This window comes from Paraburkholderia sp. HP33-1 (assembly GCF_021390595.1).
In the GTDB taxonomy this organism is placed as follows: domain Bacteria; phylum Pseudomonadota; class Gammaproteobacteria; order Burkholderiales; family Burkholderiaceae; genus Paraburkholderia.
The window spans coordinates 3,421,636-3,439,714 of record NZ_JAJEJR010000001.1 but is presented as its reverse complement, the minus strand read 5'-3'; the positions used below and the strand labels follow the sequence as shown (position 1 = coordinate 3,439,714).

Annotated in this window: 14 protein-coding genes; 9 read left to right on the top strand and 5 right to left on the bottom strand. The window is 62.9% G+C overall.

From position 1 onward, the window contains the following. Positions 1-4 precede the first annotated feature (4 nt). Both gspE and gspD read right to left on the bottom strand, forming a co-directional pair. Positions 5-1,489: a type II secretion system ATPase GspE gene (gene gspE, locus L0U81_RS15830; protein ID WP_326489831.1), complete on the bottom strand. Its 1,485-nt coding sequence runs from the start codon at positions 1,487-1,489 to the stop codon at positions 5-7. Positions 1,490-1,524: 35 nt separating this feature from the next. Further along, positions 1,525-3,849, bottom strand: a complete 2,325-nt coding sequence (gene gspD / locus L0U81_RS15825; RefSeq protein WP_233804093.1) for a type II secretion system secretin GspD — start codon at positions 3,847-3,849, stop codon at positions 1,525-1,527. Between the two features lie 501 nt (positions 3,850-4,350). Here gspD and L0U81_RS15820 point away from each other — a divergent pair. Together L0U81_RS15820 and L0U81_RS15815 are read left to right on the top strand one after the other, a co-directional pair. Next, complete coding sequence (locus tag L0U81_RS15820) at positions 4,351-4,794, top strand: lytic transglycosylase domain-containing protein (protein WP_233804091.1); 444 nt, start codon at positions 4,351-4,353, stop codon at positions 4,792-4,794. Between the two features lie 143 nt (positions 4,795-4,937). Further along, positions 4,938-6,293 (top strand): GTP-binding protein, encoded by a 1,356-nt coding sequence (locus L0U81_RS15815; protein WP_233804372.1) that lies wholly within the window; start codon positions 4,938-4,940, stop codon positions 6,291-6,293. Between the two features lie 98 nt (positions 6,294-6,391). Here the strand turns inward: L0U81_RS15815 and L0U81_RS15810 are convergent, their stop codons facing one another. Further along, the gene (locus tag L0U81_RS15810) at positions 6,392-6,670 is read right to left on the bottom strand and encodes an HU family DNA-binding protein (RefSeq protein ID WP_233804089.1); all 279 of its coding nucleotides are present in this window, start codon (positions 6,668-6,670) and stop codon (positions 6,392-6,394) included. Positions 6,671-7,116: 446 nt separating this feature from the next. On the opposite strand from L0U81_RS15810, the gene mnmC reads away from it, so the two are divergent. From mnmC to L0U81_RS15795, 3 genes are all read left to right on the top strand, one after another. Beyond that, positions 7,117-9,084: a bifunctional tRNA (5-methylaminomethyl-2-thiouridine)(34)-methyltransferase MnmD/FAD-dependent 5-carboxymethylaminomethyl-2-thiouridine(34) oxidoreductase MnmC gene (mnmC, locus tag L0U81_RS15805; protein ID WP_233804088.1), complete on the top strand. Its 1,968-nt coding sequence runs from the start codon at positions 7,117-7,119 to the stop codon at positions 9,082-9,084. Positions 9,085-10,071: 987 nt separating this feature from the next. Then, complete coding sequence (locus L0U81_RS15800; RefSeq protein ID WP_233804087.1) at positions 10,072-11,277, top strand: cation:proton antiporter; 1,206 nt, start codon at positions 10,072-10,074, stop codon at positions 11,275-11,277. A gap of 87 nt (positions 11,278-11,364) precedes the next feature. Further along, complete coding sequence (locus tag L0U81_RS15795) at positions 11,365-12,480, top strand: YbdK family carboxylate-amine ligase (protein ID WP_233804085.1); 1,116 nt, start codon at positions 11,365-11,367, stop codon at positions 12,478-12,480. A gap of 93 nt (positions 12,481-12,573) precedes the next feature. Here the strand turns inward: L0U81_RS15795 and L0U81_RS15790 are convergent, their stop codons facing one another. Beyond that, the gene (locus L0U81_RS15790; RefSeq protein ID WP_233804083.1) at positions 12,574-12,882 is read right to left on the bottom strand and encodes a hypothetical protein; all 309 of its coding nucleotides are present in this window, start codon (positions 12,880-12,882) and stop codon (positions 12,574-12,576) included. Positions 12,883-13,048: 166 nt separating this feature from the next. Here L0U81_RS15790 and L0U81_RS15785 point away from each other — a divergent pair, with 166 nt between their 5' ends. From L0U81_RS15785 to L0U81_RS15770, 4 genes are all read left to right on the top strand, one after another. Next, positions 13,049-13,687 (top strand): MarR family winged helix-turn-helix transcriptional regulator, encoded by a 639-nt coding sequence (locus L0U81_RS15785; RefSeq protein WP_233804081.1) that lies wholly within the window; start codon positions 13,049-13,051, stop codon positions 13,685-13,687. 143 nt (positions 13,688-13,830) lie between these two features. Further along, positions 13,831-14,544, top strand: coding sequence for a glutamine amidotransferase (locus tag L0U81_RS15780; RefSeq protein WP_233804080.1), 714 nt, complete (start codon positions 13,831-13,833; stop codon positions 14,542-14,544). Positions 14,545-14,653: 109 nt separating this feature from the next. Continuing rightward, a complete protein-coding gene (locus tag L0U81_RS15775) occupies positions 14,654-15,766 on the top strand; it encodes an NADH:flavin oxidoreductase/NADH oxidase (RefSeq protein ID WP_233804078.1) in 1,113 nt (370 codons plus the stop codon). A 212-nt stretch (positions 15,767-15,978) separates the two neighbouring features. Beyond that, positions 15,979-16,491, top strand: a complete 513-nt coding sequence (locus tag L0U81_RS15770) for an SET domain-containing protein (RefSeq protein ID WP_233804076.1) — start codon at positions 15,979-15,981, stop codon at positions 16,489-16,491. Between the two features lie 32 nt (positions 16,492-16,523). On the opposite strand, the gene L0U81_RS15765 is transcribed toward L0U81_RS15770, so the two are convergent. Next, positions 16,524-18,038: a sensor histidine kinase gene (locus L0U81_RS15765; RefSeq protein ID WP_233804074.1), complete on the bottom strand. Its 1,515-nt coding sequence runs from the start codon at positions 18,036-18,038 to the stop codon at positions 16,524-16,526. Positions 18,039-18,079 lie beyond the last annotated feature (41 nt).

The window sequence follows — 18,079 nt, the reverse complement described above, 5'->3', positions numbered from 1 at the left end:
GCGCTTACGCTCCGCCCGTCACGCGAATCACTTCTTCGAGCGACGTCAGTCCCGACGCAAGCCAACGCTCCGAATCGTCGCGCAGCGTGCGCATGCCCTGCGAACGGCCGGCTTCGAGAATTTCGGCATCCGCCGCGTTGCGGTGGATCAGCGAGCGGATCGTTTCGTCGATCAGCAGCAACTCGTAGACGCCGCGCCGTCCCGCGTAACCGGATTGGCCGCAACGGTCGCAGCCGACCGGATGCCAGCGCTTGCTGCCGTCCTCTTCGGTGCGCTCTTCGCGGCACACCGGGCATAGACGCCGCACCAGCCGCTGCGCGAGCACGCCGAGCAGCGATGACGCCAGCAGATACGGCTCGACGCCCATGTCGGTCAGTCGCGTGACGGCAGATGCCGCGTCGTTCGTGTGAAGCGTCGCGAGCACCAGGTGGCCCGTCAGCGATGCCTGCACCGCGATCTGCGCGGTTTCGAGGTCGCGGATTTCACCGATCATGATGACGTCCGGGTCCTGACGCAGAATCGAGCGCAATGCGCGTGCGAAGCTCATGCCGATCCGCTCGTTGACCTGGGTCTGGCCGATGCCGGACAGGTCGTATTCGATCGGATCTTCCACCGTCATGATGTTGGTGGTCGCCGTTTCCAGTCGCGACATCGACGCATACAGCGTCGTGGTCTTGCCGGAACCGGTCGGGCCCGTCACGAGCACGATGCCGTGCGGCTTGCCGATCAGCTTGTCGAACTGGCCGAGCGTGTCGGACGCCATGCCGAGCGCTTCGAGATTGAGTCGTGCCGCGTCTTTTTCGAGCAGACGCAGCACCGCGCGCTCGCCGTGACCGGTCGGCAGCGTCGATACGCGCACGTCGACCGGGCGACCGCCGACGCGTAGCGTGATGCGGCCGTCCTGCGGCAGACGTTTTTCCGCGATGTCGAGCTGCGCCATGATCTTGATCCGCGAGATCAGCGCGCCGTGCAGCGCTTTTTTCGGCCGCACCACATCACGCAGCGTGCCGTCGACGCGAAAGCGCACCACGGACGCATTCTCGAACGGCTCGATGTGGATATCGGATGCCTGCTCGCGCGCCGCTTGCGTGAGCAGCGCGTTGATCATGCGGATGATCGGCGCGTCATCTTCCGACTCGAGCAGATCCTCGACCTCGGGGATGTCCTGCATCAGACGCGACAGATCGACTTCGCCTTCCACTTCTCCGACCACCTGCGCAGCGCTGCCGTCCTGGCGCGCATACGCCTGGTTGATCGCCTGCGCGAGCTCGTCGGCGGGCATGCGCACGACCGACACCGTGCCGTAATTGCGCGCGACTTCGGCAAGCGCGGCTTCGCTCGTGCGCTCGCTGATCCAGACTTCGAGGCTGTCGGCATGCTGATGCGCGACCAGAATCTGGCCGCTGCGCGCAAAGCCGTACGGCACGAGCCGGGCGGCAAGCGGCGACGGCGCCGCGCGCTCGCCGTCGGCGCCGTCACTGTTCAGCAGACGTTGCGATGGCGCGGTTTGCGCGGGCGTCTGCGTCACGGATGCGCTCCCGGCGACACCGTGCTCGACACCACGCCGCTTGCCGGATCGACGACGGCGGCTTGCGGCACCGCCTGCGGCGGCATCTGTTGAGGAACCTGTTGAGGGATCGGTTGCGGTGCCTGCTGCTGGCGGCGCATCTGGTTCAGGTCGAACAGGTTCATCGCCGGCACCCCGCCCTGGCTCGGGCCGACTGGCATCGGCGGCACGACTGGATCGTCGTGATCCTTCATGACCCTGTTGTCCGAACGGTACGCACCCTGCACACCCTGGATGTAGTCGTAGCGGTTCGCCGAGACGGCCTGCGTGGTTTCGCGGTCGGCGAGGATCACCGGGCGCAGGAAGACCATCAGGTTGGTCTTGTCGCGCGTCTTCTGCTCGGAGCGGAACAGCTGGCCCAGCCAGGGAATGTCGCCAAGCAGCGGCACCTTGCTGTTGCTGACCTGGTAGTTGTCCTGCATCAGGCCGCCGAGCACGATGATCTCGCCGTTATCGCACAGCACGGTCGACTGGATCGAACGCTTCGTGAATTCCGGGCCCTGCGGGTTCGTCGACGCGTTGTTCGTGCCGTTGACGATCGCCGAGTCTTCCGTGTAGAGCTGCAGCTTCAGGATGCCGCCATCGGTAATTTGCGGCTTCACGTGCAGCGTCAGACCGATGTCGACGCGGTCGAACGTGTTGAAAGCCGTGCTCGTCGTGCTGCTCGTCAGGTTCGAATACGAGCCGGTCTGGATCGGCACGTTGGTACCGACGATGATCTTCGCTTCTTCGTTGTCGAGCGTGATCAGGTTCGGTGTGGACAGCACATTCGCGTCGGCGGTCTGCGACAGCGCCTGCAGCAACGCGCCGAGACCCTGAACGCCAAAAATGTTGTGAATCCAGCCGACGTTCAGGCCTTGTTGCAGGCCCTGGGTGCCCAGCGCCGTCGCGAGGCCGCCGGTCGATCCAGCCGCGGCCGCCGCGGCCGTCAGGTTGATGATGCTGTTGCCCGAGCCAGTCGCCAGGTTGGTACCGGCAAATAAGTTACCGTTCGCGACCTGCCACTGAATACCGAGGTTGCCGCTCGTATTCGAATTCAGCTCGACGATCAGTGCCTCGATATACACCTGAGCGCGACGCGCATCGAGCTGGTCGATCACCGCGCGCAGATTACGGTACACCGCCTCGGGCGCCGTGACGATCAGCGAGTTGGTCGCCGCATCGGCGGTGATCATACCGCCGCCCTGGTCCTCGCTGCCCTTCTCCTTGTCGCCACCGAGGAAGCCGCCGGACTCCTTGCCCGAACCGGAAGAGCCGCCCATCGGCGACGAGCCCATCGAACTGCTGCCGAGACCACCCGACGGCAACGGCGCCGTGCCGGCAACGCCCGTCGAAGTGCTGCTGCCGCCCCCACCGCCGGCGTTCTGGTTGAACGCGTTGGCCTCGTTCGAGCCAGCCGACGAACCGCCTTCGCCGCCGGCGCCCTTACCGAGCATCGAGCGCAGCGTGCGCGCGAGCTTTGTCGCATCCGCGTTGCGCAGCGGCACGACGTGAATGTTGCCGGGCATCGTGGTCGGCACGTCGAGCTGTTTCGCGAGCTCCTTCGCCGCCGCGAGGCGTGCGGTGTTCGATGCGCGCATCAGCAGCGAGTTGGTGCGCGCATCAGACGAAATCGACACCTTCAGCGTCGCGTCCGTGCTGCCGATCGAGCCCGGGTCGAGCATCTTGTTCAGCTGCTGCGCGATGTCGATCGCGTTCGCGTTCTTCAGCGGCACGACCGCAACCGACTGGCCCGCCGCGCTATCGACGCCCGCGATGATCTGCGCGATGCGCCGAACGTTGTCGGCGTAATCGGTAACGACAATAGTGTTGTTAGAGGGGTAGGCTGCGACGGTGTTGTTCGGCGAGATCAGCGGACGCAGTACCGGCAGCAGGTTGTTGGCCGATTCGTTCCTCAGTGTGAAGACCTGTGTGACGACCTGGTCGCCGCGCGCGGTCGGCACGTTGCCCACATAGGTCGGCACGCCTTGCAGCTTGGCGTCCGCCTCGGGCACCACTTTCAGCACGCCATGATCCTGTACGAGCGCGAAGCCCTGCATGCGCAGCGCGGACTGCAAGGTTTTGAGTGCCTGATCCTCGGGCACCGCGTTTTCGGAGACGAGGTTCAGTTGCCCCTTCACCCGCGGATCGACGATGATCGTCTTGCCGGTCGCAGCGCCGATCGCTTTCGCGACCTGATCGATGTCGGCGTTGACGAAGTTCAGTGTCACCTGTGCCTGTGCTGCCTGCGCGGTGATCAGTCCAGCCACCAGCAGCGCCGTTGCAACGCGACGCAAAGCCATACTATTTCTTCTCATGGGATGTGATATCGATACCGGCAGCCTCGGCCACCGACGGTCATGCGATGCGGACCTGGCAGCAAGCCGCCGCCCAATCGGCCTGTGAGCCCGCCTTAACAGCGAACTTCGCTTCGAGCTCAGGCGCCCCGACGTCCGAAAAGATCGAACAGTAACAGCTTTTCATGTCGGATTTGAAACAAAACGAGCGACCGCATGCGAATCCGTTAAAGATTCACGCTGCCGTTATTAAAATGAAAGCTAACCGGCACCACCGTACGCTCCCGACATTAGCCGGGCTTATGCGGTCTTATGTCGGTTAGCCAACTTGACGATGATCGGACTGCCGGTATGATACGAGCCGTTCGACTCGCTGTTTTGTGTTTGCTGACACGGGTTTTCCCCGATGTCCGACAAACGCCCGGCCAGCTTGCTGTTGCGGCCGCATAGCGGCCGGCAAACCGCCTTACCAATTCTTACCTCGACTTTAATTAGTCGTCTTGATTGATGAAACGTCCGCTTGTCACCGTCACCGCCACGCTCGCGCTGTTTGCCGCAGCCGCCTCCGCGCGCGCCGACTGCTTCGACGAGGCGGCGAAGTACCAGAAGGTCAATCCGCTCGTTTTGCGGGCAATCGCCTGGCAGGAGTCGCATAACCGGCCGGATGCCCAGCACAAGAACGCGAATGGCTCGACCGACTACGGTGTGATGCAGATCAATTCGATACATCTGCCGGTGCTCGCGCAGTACGGGATCTCGCAGGGCACGCTGATGGAGCCGTGCAAGAACGTTTATATCGCGGCGTGGCATCTGCGCCACCAGATGAACAAGTACGGCAATACCTGGCAGGCGGTCGGTGCCTACCACTCGGAAACACCGGCGTTGCGAGACAAGTACGCCCAGCAGATCGTCGCGATTCTGCGCAGCTGGAAGTTGATGCCCGCGCAGTAAGCTTTTTCTGGCGCCGTGGCCCGCGCGGGCCGCACCCGTTTTGATGCACAATGCGGCTTCATGCTGCCGCCGCGCCGTCGCAGCGCCGACGGACTGACCCCGCGCCCGGCACGCCTTCCAATCTTCCCGTATTCCGTACCGCGATGAACCAGCCGCTATTGCCCATCACCGTGCTCTCCGGTTTTCTGGGCGCCGGCAAGACCACGCTCCTGAACCATATCCTCGCGAATCGCGCCGGCTTGCGCGTCGCGGTGATCGTCAACGATCTCGCCACCGTCGATATCGACCCAACGCTCGTGCAGACTCCGGCCGAGCCGCCACGTGTCGGCGAACAGGTGGTTGAACTCACGAACGGCTGCATCTGCTGCACGCAGCACGACGATCTGCTGGATGAAATCCATCGCCTCGCCGGCGAAAAGCGCTTTGACGCGTTCGTGATCGAATCGACCGGCGTCACCGAACCGATACAGATCGCCGAGACCTTCACGTTCGTCGACGACAACGACGGCGCGTCGCTTGCCGATGTCGCGCGGCTCGACACGATGGTCACGATCGTCGATGCCTTCAACTTCCTGCGCGACTACGCGTCGGCCGACGCGCTCTCCGAACGCGGCATCGCAGTCACCGAGGACGACGACCGAACGGTCGTCGAACTGCTGATCGAGCAGATCGAGTTTAGTGACGTGCTTGTCGTGAACAAGATTGATCTCGTCAGCGCCGACGAACTCGCACGTTTGCAGCGCATCCTCGCGTGCCTGAACCCGCGGGCCGTGCAACTCGTGAGCCGCTTCGCCGAGGTGCCGCTCGACCAGGTGCTGAACACCGGGCGCTTCGATTTCGACGCGGCGTCGAATGCGGCGGGCTGGCTCGCGGCGCTCGAGCACGAACAAGAGCACGAGCACGGCGCTCAGCACGGCCACACGCATCACAGCGAAGCCGACGAATACGGCGTCGGCCATTTTGTCTATCGCGCGCGCCGGCCCTTTCATCCGCAGCGGCTGTGGGAGTTGCTGCATCAGGAGTGGAAGGGTGTGCTGCGTAGCAAGGGTTTCTTCTGGCTCGCGACGCGCAACGATATCGGCGGCTCGCTATCGCAGGCAGGTGGCGCTTGCCGGCATGGTCCGGCGGGCATGTGGTGGGCTGCGCAGGATCGCAGCGAATGGCCGGAAGGCGACGACGAGCTGGCCGCCGAAATCGCCGCGGACTGGTACGGCGCACCGGACGATATGAGCATCGGCGATCGTCGTCAGGAGTTCGTGCTGATCGGCGTCGATATCGATCCCGCCATCTGGCGCGCGAGGTTCGACGCGTGTCTCCTCACCGACGACGAATACGCGCTAGGGCCGCAAGCCTGGCAGCAGTTCCCCGATCCGTTCCCGGCGTGGGACTTCGATGATGACGATCACGATCACGATCACGGCCACCATCACCATCATCACGGACACGGCGACGACTGCGAGCATTGCGGACATGGCCAGACCGTGCATCGTCACGACTGAGCGAAGCACGCGGCGTGTTTGAAGCACACCGCATGGACGAAAAAAAACCCGCCATTGGCGGGTTTCTCGCGGGTGTCAACTGCCCGACGGTAATCTGCTTAGCGCTTGTTGACCGCGTCCTTGAACGCCTTGCCTGCCGTGAACTTGACTGTCTTGGCAGCCGGAATCTTGATAGTTTCGCCGGTCTTCGGATTGCGACCCGTACGCGCTGCGCGCTTGCCCGAACCAAAGCTCCCGAAGCCGATCAGCTGGACCGCATCACCCTTCGACACAGACTTCTTGATCACATCAAGCAACGTGTCCAGCGTTTCACCGGTTTGAGCTTTGCTGGCGCCCGTCTGTCCTGCGACAGCGTCGATCAGTTCCTGTTTGTTCATTAAGGTTCCTTTCTGAGTTTAGGTTGATACGAACAGCGCGACCGCGCCGATTATACGTGCGCGCACCGCGCCGTCGAGCAGCTGCGGTCCTGATCCTGAAGATCTCTCGCGCCAAACAGAACCCTGTTCGGCGGCCGTGCTGCCGCTCCCTTCGCGGCGCTTGCTATGATAGCGCAGCGCAAACCCAATCAGGATAAGGCTTTCGAAGAAATGCGCGGTTCTCGGGCCGTTCTTGCGAGGAAATCGAAATTTTGCCCCTCTGCACCCCCTAAACGAGGCCTGAAACCCAGTCCTGGCGGGGCTTGGCGTTGGTTTTTTCCAACGCGGCAAGGCGCCCGCACGTGTCCCGGTGGGTCTTTTAGGACGAATCGCGAGCGGCACGCACCGACTCGGTCCATCGAACCTGCTCTTTCGAGCGTCCTTTTGAGCGTGTTTTTTCGTCGCGCATGACCGATCCGCTGATCTCCGCCGTCCTCGCTTTCCGCGACAACGGCAGCCCCTATTCACCGTTCTACGACGACATCTATCACAGCGCCGTCGGCGCGCTCGAGCAGGCTCACTACGTCTTTCTGCGTGGCAACGAATTGCCCGAACGATGGCAAGGCCGTCGCACGTTCACCGTGCTTGAAACCGGGTTTGGCATCGGCATCAACTTTCTCGTGACGTGGGCTGCATGGCGCGCCGATCCCGCACGCTGCGAGCGGCTGCATTTCGTGTCGACCGAGAAGCATCCGTTTAGCGCTGCCGATTTGCGCCGCGTCCTCGCGATGACGATCTCCGAACCGCTGATATCCGAACTCGCGGACACGCTCGCGACCGAATGGCCGATGCTCGTGCCCGGCACGCACCGGCTCGAATTCGAAGGCGGACGAGTCGTGTTGACGCTGATCTTTGCCGATGCAGTCGAGAGCCTGCCCGCGTTGCGGCTGCGTGCCGACGCGTTTTATCTGGATGGCTTCGCACCAGCGAAAAATCCGGAGCTATGGAGCCCGGCCATCTTCAAGTCGCTCGCACGCGTCGCGGCCGATGATGCGACCTTCGCCACTTACACCAGCGCGGGCGACGTCAAACGCGCACTGACGCAATGCGGCTTCGAGTATCGGAAGGTCGACGGCTTCGGCTGGAAACGCGCGATGCTGGTCGGCCGCTTCGCGCCGCGCTGGCGCGTGCGCCGTTATGAGCCACCCGCGCCGTTCGCGTACGACGCGCGACATGCGGTCGTGATCGGCGCGGGGCTGGCTGGCTGCGCGGTGATCGAACGGCTCGCGGCACGTGGCTGGCGCGTCACTTCACTCGAACGGCATGCGTCGGTTGCGCAGGACGCGTCCGGCAATCCGGCCGGCGTATTCCACCCAATGATTTCGCGCGACGACAGCGTCGCGTCGCGCGTCACGCGCGCGGGCTTCCTTTACGCGCTCAATCGTTGGGCCGCGCTCGAACGGGCAGGGCATCAACTCGCGCGGGGCGATCGCGGCTTGCTGCAGATCGCCGCGGACGACGACGAAGCGCGCGCGATCGGCGACGCGATCGCCACGTTCCGCTATCCGTCCGACTACGTGACGCCGGTCGGCGCGGCCGATGCAGCGCAACTCGCCGGCATGCCGATCGCGCGTGGCGGCTGGTTCTTTCCGCGTGGCGGCTGGATCGATCCGGCCTCGCTGTGCGCGGCGCAGCTCGCCGCGGCAGGCGGGTTGGTCGAACGACGCTTCGGCGTCGACGTCGCGCGTCTCGAACGTTCCGGCGATCAGTGGACCGTCTTCGACACCGCGGGCAATGCGCTCGCGCGTGCGCCGGTCGTGATCGTCGCGGGCGCACATGAAGCCGCGCCCATCGCCGGCTTGCGTTATGCGCCGACGCGCAGCATTCGCGGTCAGTTGAGCTTGCTGCCGGCGGGTACCGTCGCGCCGCTCACGTTGCCCGTGATCGGCGAGGGCTACGCGGTGCCGCTCGCGAACGGCGTCACGCTGACGGGGGCGACCTATGAACTCGATGACCCCGACACGTCATTGCGGGCCGACGGTCATCGCGAGAATATCGAGCGCGTCGCACAGATGCTGCCCGCGTTCGCAGGCGCACTCGATGCCGCGCCGCTGACCTCGCTCGCAGGTCGCGTTGCGTTTCGTTGCGTGACCTCCGACCGCATGCCGATGATCGGCCAGCTCGCCGACGAAGTCGCGGCTTCGCGCGACGCTGCGCGCCTACGCGGTGCATGGCCGCTCGATCTGCCACGCGTCGACGGCCTGTACGGCGCATTCGCCTATGGTTCTCGCGGGCTGGTGTGGGCCGCGCTTGGGGCTGAGCTGATCGCATCGCAGATCGAAGGCGAGCCGTGGCCGCTCGAACGCGACCTCGCCGAAGACATCGACCCTGCGCGTTTTTTGCTGCGCGCGTTGCGGCAAGGGACGGTCAGTTAACCGGCTGTGACTATTTCGAAGTTAACCACTGCGTCGGGCAGATGAGCGCCGCCCACCGGGTAAACCGCGTTAACCGGCGTTCCGGCTTATCCACCGCAACCTGTGGATAACTGCGCAGTTAACCTACGCAAGTCGTGTGGAACCATTGTGGACGTAAACGGGGTAACTCGAACGTCGCGAAAAAGCGCGAAAAGTTGCTCGCGTATACCGGCGGCTGCCGCACATGCTGTGCATCCGGTTATGCGGTCGGCAACTCGCTGATTCATTTCGGTAAACGTGGGTTATCCACAGAAACCGAGGCATCTTGTTAACTGTTACTACGTATACATACGGTAAACCAGTAAACAGCAAAGCCGGGGGCTAACGCCCCGCCCATCGGGCTGGCTGAATTCCATTCGATTTCGCGTAAACGGATCTCCCATTGCCTCGGGTAAACGTAGACGCGCGTAAACGAGCAAGCGGGAAACGCAGACGAAACCACATATCGAGATCACACGCGCCGCGTAAACACTGGCGCTCGAGTCCGCTGTTCGCGAGGTAGTCGAAACTGGCGTGATATGTCGAAAAAAGGTCGCTTTTTCCGTTCGTCGCGAAAATAACGTACTTATTTACCGTTTTGCCAGCAAGTTAACGTCTTTTCGGTCGATGCGGAAAAAGCTGTGGCACAATCCCCGTTCTTTTCCGCGCCGTGCCACAGCATCTGGCGGCACGCGCAGCATTGGAACGGTGCCGGTCAAACAGAATCTGATTCGAAGTCGACGGCGTTCCTTCACCGTGCGTGTTGCACCAGCCGCATCCGTGAATGTGCCGGACTCTGTGCGGTTCTTTGCGTGCGCGGCGCGTTCCGATCATCCGATCATTGAAACCTCGCAACGCTGACTTCGCGAAGCGCTTGCGACAACGAGCGCGCTCGGTTCGCTCGTGCCACGGCGTGCGTCTGCGTCGTTTCGTGTCGTCTGCCGTTGCTGCCAAGGAGAACCCATTACGATGAATTCGGCGTTTTCGTTTCTGCCAGCGTGGCCGCTTTCACCTGACGCCATTTTCTGGGCAGGTCTTGCGTTGCTTGCCGCCGGTCTGTGCGGCGAGCTCTGCTATCGCGCCTGGCGTTTACCTCGTATTTCCGGCTACGCGGTGATCGGCCTCGTGGCCGGCACGGCTGGCTTTGGCGTGATCGATGCGGAATCCGCGAGCGCCGCGCGGCCGCTGCTCGACGTCGCGCTCGGCCTGTTGTTGTTCGAACTGGGCAGCCGGCTGGATTTGCGCTGGATTCGCCGTAATCCGTGGCTGATCCTGTCGAGCGTCGCCGAAGCCACGCTGACTTTCGTGCTGGTACTGCCGGTGCTTCTGTTCCTGCACGTGCCGTTGATGGTCGCGACCGTACTCGCCGCGATCGCGATGGCGACATCGCCGGCGATGGTGATCCAGCTCAAAACAGAACTGCGCGCCGAAGGCCAGGTCACGCAGCGTCTTCTGACCTTGACCGCGCTGAACAGCATGTATGCGGTCGTGATTGAAAAGCTCGTGTCGAGCTGGCTGCATCAGGAGGTTTACGGCAACGTGTTTGCGACCATCCTGCAGCCGTTGTATCTGCTGGTCGGCTCGCTCGTGCTCGCGTATCTGCTCGCGCGCACCTGCACATTCTTTTATCGGCGCCTTAACATGCACGACGAGCATTCGTTCGTCGCGCTGTTCGGTCTCGTGCTGCTCGCGATCGCGATCGCGCATCTGTTTAAGCTGTCGACGATTCTCGCGCTGCTCGCCGCAGGCATCATCGTGAAGAATCACGAAGCGCGTCCGCAGTTGTGGCCGCAGCATTTCGGCACGGCCGGCTGGCTGCTGACCGTTATCCTGTTCGTGTTGACGCTGACGTCGTTCGAGTGGAAGCACATCGCGTTGGGCGGAGTTGCGGCGCTGGGGCTGATCGTTGCGCGGCTCGCGGCGAAGCTGGTCGGCGTGCTTGCGTTTGCGAAGCCAAGCGGCCTGAACTGGAAGCAGGGCGTGGCGCTGGGGCTGTCGTTGTCACCCATGTCGGCGCTTGCGTATCTGCTCGTCGACGACACCTACAACCTTTATCCGAATTTCGATCCGCAACTGCGCGCGATCGTCATGTGTTCGATCTTCGTGCTGCAGATTCTCGGGCCGTGGCTCGTCTATCGCAGCCTCGCGCTCGTCGCTGAGCGGCGCGAGGAGTAAGCGCGAAACGCGCATTTTGTTGGCTCGCGCGTTTCACGAACCCTTTTTCAACACCATCGCTTCAAACGACCTGACCTAGGGGACGCCATGTCACTCGAACCCTTCATCGATTCGAAACCGTTTACGTTCGGTATCGAGCTCGAAATGCAGATCGTCAATACGCATGACTATGATCTGACCAAAGCCGGTACGGACCTGCTGCGCCTTATCAAGGATGAAAAAATCCCCGGCAATATCACGCCGGAGATCACGGAGAGCATGATCGAGCTGTCGACCGGTATCTGCACGTCGCACGAGCAGGCGGTCGCCGATCTACGCAAGATTCGCGACACGCTGGTGTCCGCAGCCGATCATCTGAACGTCGGCCTGTGCGGCGGCGGCACGCATGCCTTCCAGCAATGGAGTGAGCGGCAGATCGTCGATACGCCTCGCTTTCAGTATCTTTCCGAGTTGTACGGCTATCTCGCGAAGCAGTTCACCGTGTTCGGCCAGCACGTGCACATCGGGTGCCCGAATCCGAACAGCGCGCTGTATCTGCTGCATTCGATGTCGCGATTCATCCCGCATTTCATCGCGCTGTCGGCGTCGTCGCCTTTCGTGCAGGGCGTGGATACCGGATTTCATTCGGCACGGCTGAATTCCGTGTTCGCGTTTCCGCTGTCGGGCCGGGCGCCGTTCGTGCTGACGTGGGACAGCTTCGAGGAGTACTTCTCGAAGATGGTCCACACGGGCGTGGTCAACAGCATGAAGGATTTCTACTGGGACATCCGCCCGAAGCCCGGCTTCGGCACGATCGAAGTGCGGGTGATGGATACGCCGTTTTCGGTGGATCGCGCCGCGGCTATCGCCTGCTACATCCAGACGCTCGCGCGTCATCTGCTGCTCGACAAGCCGATCACGCCGCAGGAAGACGACTATCTGGTCTACACGTTCAACCGTTTCGAGGCCTGCCGCTTCGGACTCGGCGGTACCTGCATCAATCCGCAAACCGGGGAACGCAAGACGATTTCCGAGGATATCCTCGAAACGCTCGAACGGATCGCTCCGCACGCGCAAGCGCTCGGTTCGGTCAACGCACTGGCCGAAATCGGCGCGATCGCGCGTGGCCAGGTCAATGACGCGAAGTGGCTACGCAGCGTGTTTGCGCAGGAAAAGTCCTTACACGAAGTGGTGCGGCAACAGTGTCTGCAGTGGCGTGCGTAGTCGTGAAGACTGCAAAAAAACGTTTGCGTGCGCTACGTACGCGACGTTTCGACGAAACCCGCCGCGTGCGGGTTTTTTTTCGTAAAAATTTTTTTATGATTTTTCACGCGCGCAGCCCTTCAGGTTTTCCGAAACTTTACGTATACAAGCGTAGTATTCGTAAGCAGGCTTGCTAAAGGCTGTGGACAACTGAATAATTTCTTGCAAAGTCAACGCGCTGGGGAAATGATAACTGGGCTCGTAAAACCGCTGTCGGCCAAGCCCTGCAAGCAGAACCGAGGAATCGTTCAACTTGCTGCAAGTGCTTGTTGTAAAACGCTGCACAGGCTGTCCAAACGTTTTCCCCTGCTTATCCACAGCCCCCTTTGGATAAGTTAGCTGTACGATTTGCAGCTCTCGCATAGAATGTCGTTTTCGCCGCCTGGAGCTTCCAAGGCGGTATATTTTTGAGATAGTAAAAACGGCTTCATCCGCGGTTGGGAGAAGCTACCCCACACACGCAACGGGCGTATTCCGGCAAGCAGTCGCCGGCATCGCACCGAAACGGTAAATAAACGAATCGAAGATTATGAGCGAAGGCGTATACGGAGAACAGGCAAACGGGCGAGTGACCCACAGCCTCTTGCGATTGAGCACGGCGATGCGAAGCCAGGCTTGGGAATGGGCGGAAGCCGCAGGCCTTACGCCGACCCAGGGCGAAATCCTCGTGCTGTTGATGCAACGCAAGGGGCCGATGCGTCTCGGCGAAATCGCGCGTGAAACGGCGCTGACCGCCGCGACCACCAGCGATGCGGTGAGCACGCTCGAAACCAAGGGCCTGGTCGAAAAGCGTCGCGCACTCGACGACGGTCGTGCGCTCGCGGTACGCCTGACCTCGCGTGGCCGCACCGCGGCCAAACGCGCCGCGCAATGGCCGGACTTCCTGAGCAAGGCGGTCGGTACGCTGCGCGACGAGGAGCAGGCCGTGTTCTATCGCACGCTGCTCAAGACCATCTATCAGCTCGAAGCGCAAAACACGATCCCGTCGCATCGTATGTGCCTGAGCTGCACGCATTTGCAGCCGAGCAAGAATCCAAAGAAGACGCCGCATCACTGCGCGCTGCTCGACCTGAACATGGCGGACACCGATCTGCGTCTCGACTGCTCCGTGCACGAAACCGCGGACGTCGCCACCCAGAAGAAAACTTGGAAGATCTTCGCCCAGTAACGCGGCGTCTTCCGGGGCAATCCGCTAACATGGCCTGGCCGGCAGCGGCGGGCGGCATGCGCCGTCTGTCTGCCGGCTGGCGCCGTGCAAGGATTGAGTCGTTGCCGGCAAGTCGTTAGTTAACCTGAAGATAGGGTAGGCCGATGAACCGGGAAGTACTGGCCATTCGCCATGTGCACTTCGAGGATCTGGGCAGTCTCGAGCTCGTGCTCGGCGAGCGCGGGCGTCCGGTCCGCTATCTCGATGTGGGCCTCGCCCGTATCGAGGCGCCCAATCCGGTTGCCGCGTCGCTGATGGTCGTGCTCGGCGGCCCGATCAGCGCCTCTGACGAGGCGCTCTACCCCACGCTCAAGCCGCTGCTGTCGTTGATCGAAAAACGCATCGCGGCCGGTCTGCCGACGCTCGGCATCTGCCTCGGCGCACAACTGGTCGCGCGGGCGCTCGGTGAGCGCGTCTATCCTGCGGCTCAGGCCGAACTCGGCTGGACGCCGCTCACGCTGACCGATGCCGGTCGCGTCTCGCCGCTGCGCCATCTGGATGGCGCTCATACGTCGATGCTGCATTGGCATGGAGATACCTTCGATCTGCCCGCCAACGCGACCCGTCTCGCTTCGACTCCGGCCTGCGAGAATCAGGCCTTCACATGGGGCGATCACGTGCTGTGCTTGCAGTGTCATCCTGAGATTCGCACCGACCGGTTCGAGCCCTGGCTGATTGGGAATGCGAACGAACTGGCCGGCCGCGGCATCGACGCGCGTCAGTTGCGCGCCGACACCGCTCGATACGGCCCCGCGCTCGAAGCCGCCGCGTGTCGCATGTTCGGCGAATGGCTCGATCAGGTCGAGTCGAAAGTCTGATTGGCTAACCGAATGGCCCCGTTGGCGTCCGACCAGGCGCCACGTTCATGCAGTAAACCCCTTGCAGTGCTATGCTCGATCGCTCTCGGGCTTTCATTGGGCGTAATCCATGAGCGCGCTTTTCTCTCCGCTCACGCTGCGTAGCGTGACGCTTCCCAATCGTATCGTCGTCTCCCCGATGTGCCAGTATTCCGCGGAACGCGGCGAAGCGACCGCATGGCACATGATTCACCTCGGCAGTCTCGCGCTGTCCGGCGCGGGCATGCTGTGCATCGAAGCAACCGCAGTCGAACCGGATGGCCGCATCACGCCGGGCGACCTCGGCTTGTGGGACGACGCGACCGAAGAGGCACTCGTGCCGGTGCTGGCCACGATCCGCAAGCATTCGCATATCAACGTGACGATGCAACTGGCGCACGCGGGCCGCAAGGCATCAAGCCATGTGCCGTGGGAAGGCGGTCAGCTGATTCCGGTGTCGCAAGGCGGGTGGCTGCCGCATGCGCCGTCGTCCTTGCCGCACAAGCCGGGCGAGGAACCGCCGCTGGCGCTCGATGTCGCCGGCCTGAACCGGATTCGCGAGGCGTTCGCCGCATCTGCGCGGCGTGCCGCGCGTCTTGGCATCGATGCGCTCGAAGTGCATGCCGCGCACGGCTATCTGCTGCATCAGTTCCTGTCGCCGATCGCGAATCAGCGCACCGACGACTACGGCGGCTCGCGCGAAAACCGCATGCGTTTTCCGCTCGAAATCTTCGACATCGTGCGTGCCGCATTCCCTGCCGACAAACCGGTCGGCGTGCGCGTGTCGGCGACTGACTGGGTCGAAGGCGGCTGGACGCTCGAAGACACGATCGCGTTTGCGCACGAGCTGGAAAAGCGCGGCTGCGACTGGATCGACGTGTCGTCGGGTGGCGTGTCGCCGTTGCAGAAAATTCCGCTCGAACCGGGCTATCAGATCCCGTTCGCGAAGGCGGTCAAGCACGCAACCGGTCTCGCGACGATCGGCGTCGGACTCATCACCGATCCGCTGCACGCCGAGCAGTTGATCGAAGCGGGCGATGCCGATCTGATCGCGCTGGCTCGTGCGTTGCTCTATAACCCACGCTGGCCGTGGCATGCCGCCGCGCAACTCGGCGCGACCGTCGAAGCGCCGCCGCAGTACTGGCGTTCGCAGCCGCGCGATCAGAAAGCGCTGTTCGGCGAGATTTCGTTCGGTCAACGGTGACGCCCGTCGTACGTTGAACAAACGGAGCGGCTGACTGTTGAAGGAAGTCGCCGACAGCGTGTAGGATGCCGGTTGTGGCGCGATGCGCGTCGCAAGTCGACGCGGCGCTCGCAGGGCGCCGCGTTTGTTATTCGCGTCAGAAAAAGCCGCGCGCAAGACGCGCCTGACGATTGCCAGACTTCATTCCCCAGTTCTTCACAAGGATTCATTCAATGAATTCACGCAGGATCGCCGTGCGCCGTTCGGGTGTGCACGGCAAAGGCGTGTTTGCTCTCGAGCCGATCGCGGCCGGCGAGCGGCTGATCGAATACAAGGGCGAGCGGATTAGCTGGAAAGAAGCGTTGCGCCGTCATCCGCATAATCCGGCCGAACCGAATCACACGTTTTATTTCGCGCTGGATAACGGCAAGGTCATCGACGGCAAGGTGAACGGCAATAGCGCGCGCTGGATCAACCATTCGTGCGCGCCGAACTGCGAGGCCGAGGAAATCGACGGGCACGTGTACGTGCACGCGCTGCGCGATATCGCCGAAGGCGAGGAAGTCTTTTACGACTACGGGCTCGTGATCGACGCGCGTCAGACAAAGAAGCTGAAAAAGGAATACGAATGCCGCTGCGGCGCGCGCAAGTGCCGCGGCACGATGCTGGCGCCGCCGCAGAAGGGCAAGGGCGGCAGCAAGCCGGAGAAGTCGGGCAAGTCGGCGAAGAAATCGAAGAAGAAATGAGGCGCGGCCCGGGAGTGAGGCCGCTCACATCCCTATAAATCCACCGGCGCCGAGTGCGCCGGTTTTTTTGTGGTGCGCCGCGCATTGGCATCGTGGGCGGTGCCAGCACCTGCGGACTCACCTCGCGGCAACAACGGAATTCTCACGATAAAGCGTGCGCCTCCCTCCGGCGCATCCTCGTAATGCACGCTGCCATGATGCAGCACCATGATGTCGTGGACGATCGCGAGGCCCAGACCCGCACCGCTGTCGACGCCCGCGTCGGCCTGCCCGTCGCCCCGGAAAAATCGCTTGAACAGATCCGCCTGCTGCGAACGCGGCACGCCTGGCCCGTTGTCTTCGACGACGATCTCGGCCATGCGCAGATCGTCATTCGAGGCCTGCGAAACCGTCACCGTGATACGGGCGCCGTCGGCGCGCGAGGGTGGCACATACTTCAGCGCGTTATCGAGCAGATTCGCGATCACTTCGTGCAGCAGCACCGGGCTGCCGCGCACCATCAACGGCTCACCGTTCGACGGATCGTCGAGGCGCTGGAAGCCGAGATCCACGTGTACCCGAAGCGCGCGCGGCACCCACTCGGCGCCGGTGTCGAATGCGAGCGCGGCCATGTCGAGATTGACGAAGCGGGCCGCCTGCTCGCCTGGCTCGGCGCGCGCGAGCGACAGTAACTGATTCGACAGCCGCACCGCGCGATCGGCCGCGGCGCGCAGCTCGCGCACGGCCGCGAGCGTCTGCTGCGGATCGCGCGCGACGGCGGCCTGCTCCGCATGCAGCTTCACCGCGGTGAGCGGTGTGCGCAACTGATGCGCGGCATCGGCGATGAATTTGCGTTGGGCGTCGAGGGCGGCTTTCAAACGATCGAGGAGCGCATTCAGCGCGCCCGTCAGCGGACGGATCTCGACCGGCACATAGGTTTCGTCGACCGGTTCGAGTGACGTGTGGGTCTGCCGGTTCAGTGAATCGGCGAGCGCAGTCAGCGGATTGAGCTGCTGATTGACGACGCGCCACACGATCACCCAGCCGGCCAGCAGCAGCAACAATAGCGGCATCATGATCGCAACCAGGAACTCGGCGGCGATGCGGAAGCGGTGATGCACCGGCTGGCCCACTTCGACGACGATCGGATTGCCGTTCGGCTGATCGACCCGCACCTGCGCGACGCGCACGGTCACGCCTTGGTGCTGCGTCTCGAATACGTATGCGTAATGCATGCGGCGCACGTTGGTGCCTTGCAGCGGCAGATCGTTGTCGCCGGCAATTTCGGTTTCGCCGTTGCTGATCCGGTAGACCAGATGTTCGACCGGGTCGGAGAACATCGCCTGCGCGAGCGGCGGCACCGTGACGGGCGCGTCCGGTCCGGCAATCTGAATCTGTTTGGAAATTGCGGTCGCGAGGTCCGCGAGCGAGCGGTCGACCACGTGCTGCGTGTACTGCCAGGCGAGCCAGTAAGCGATCAGGCCGCTCATCAGCGCGAGCAGCGACAGGGGAGCAGCGAGGCGTCGCAGCAGCGTGCGGCGCAGACTATTGGCGGCCGGCTGGTGCATGTTCGTACGCGCGGGAAAGTGGCAACTGCGGTGGCAACGAC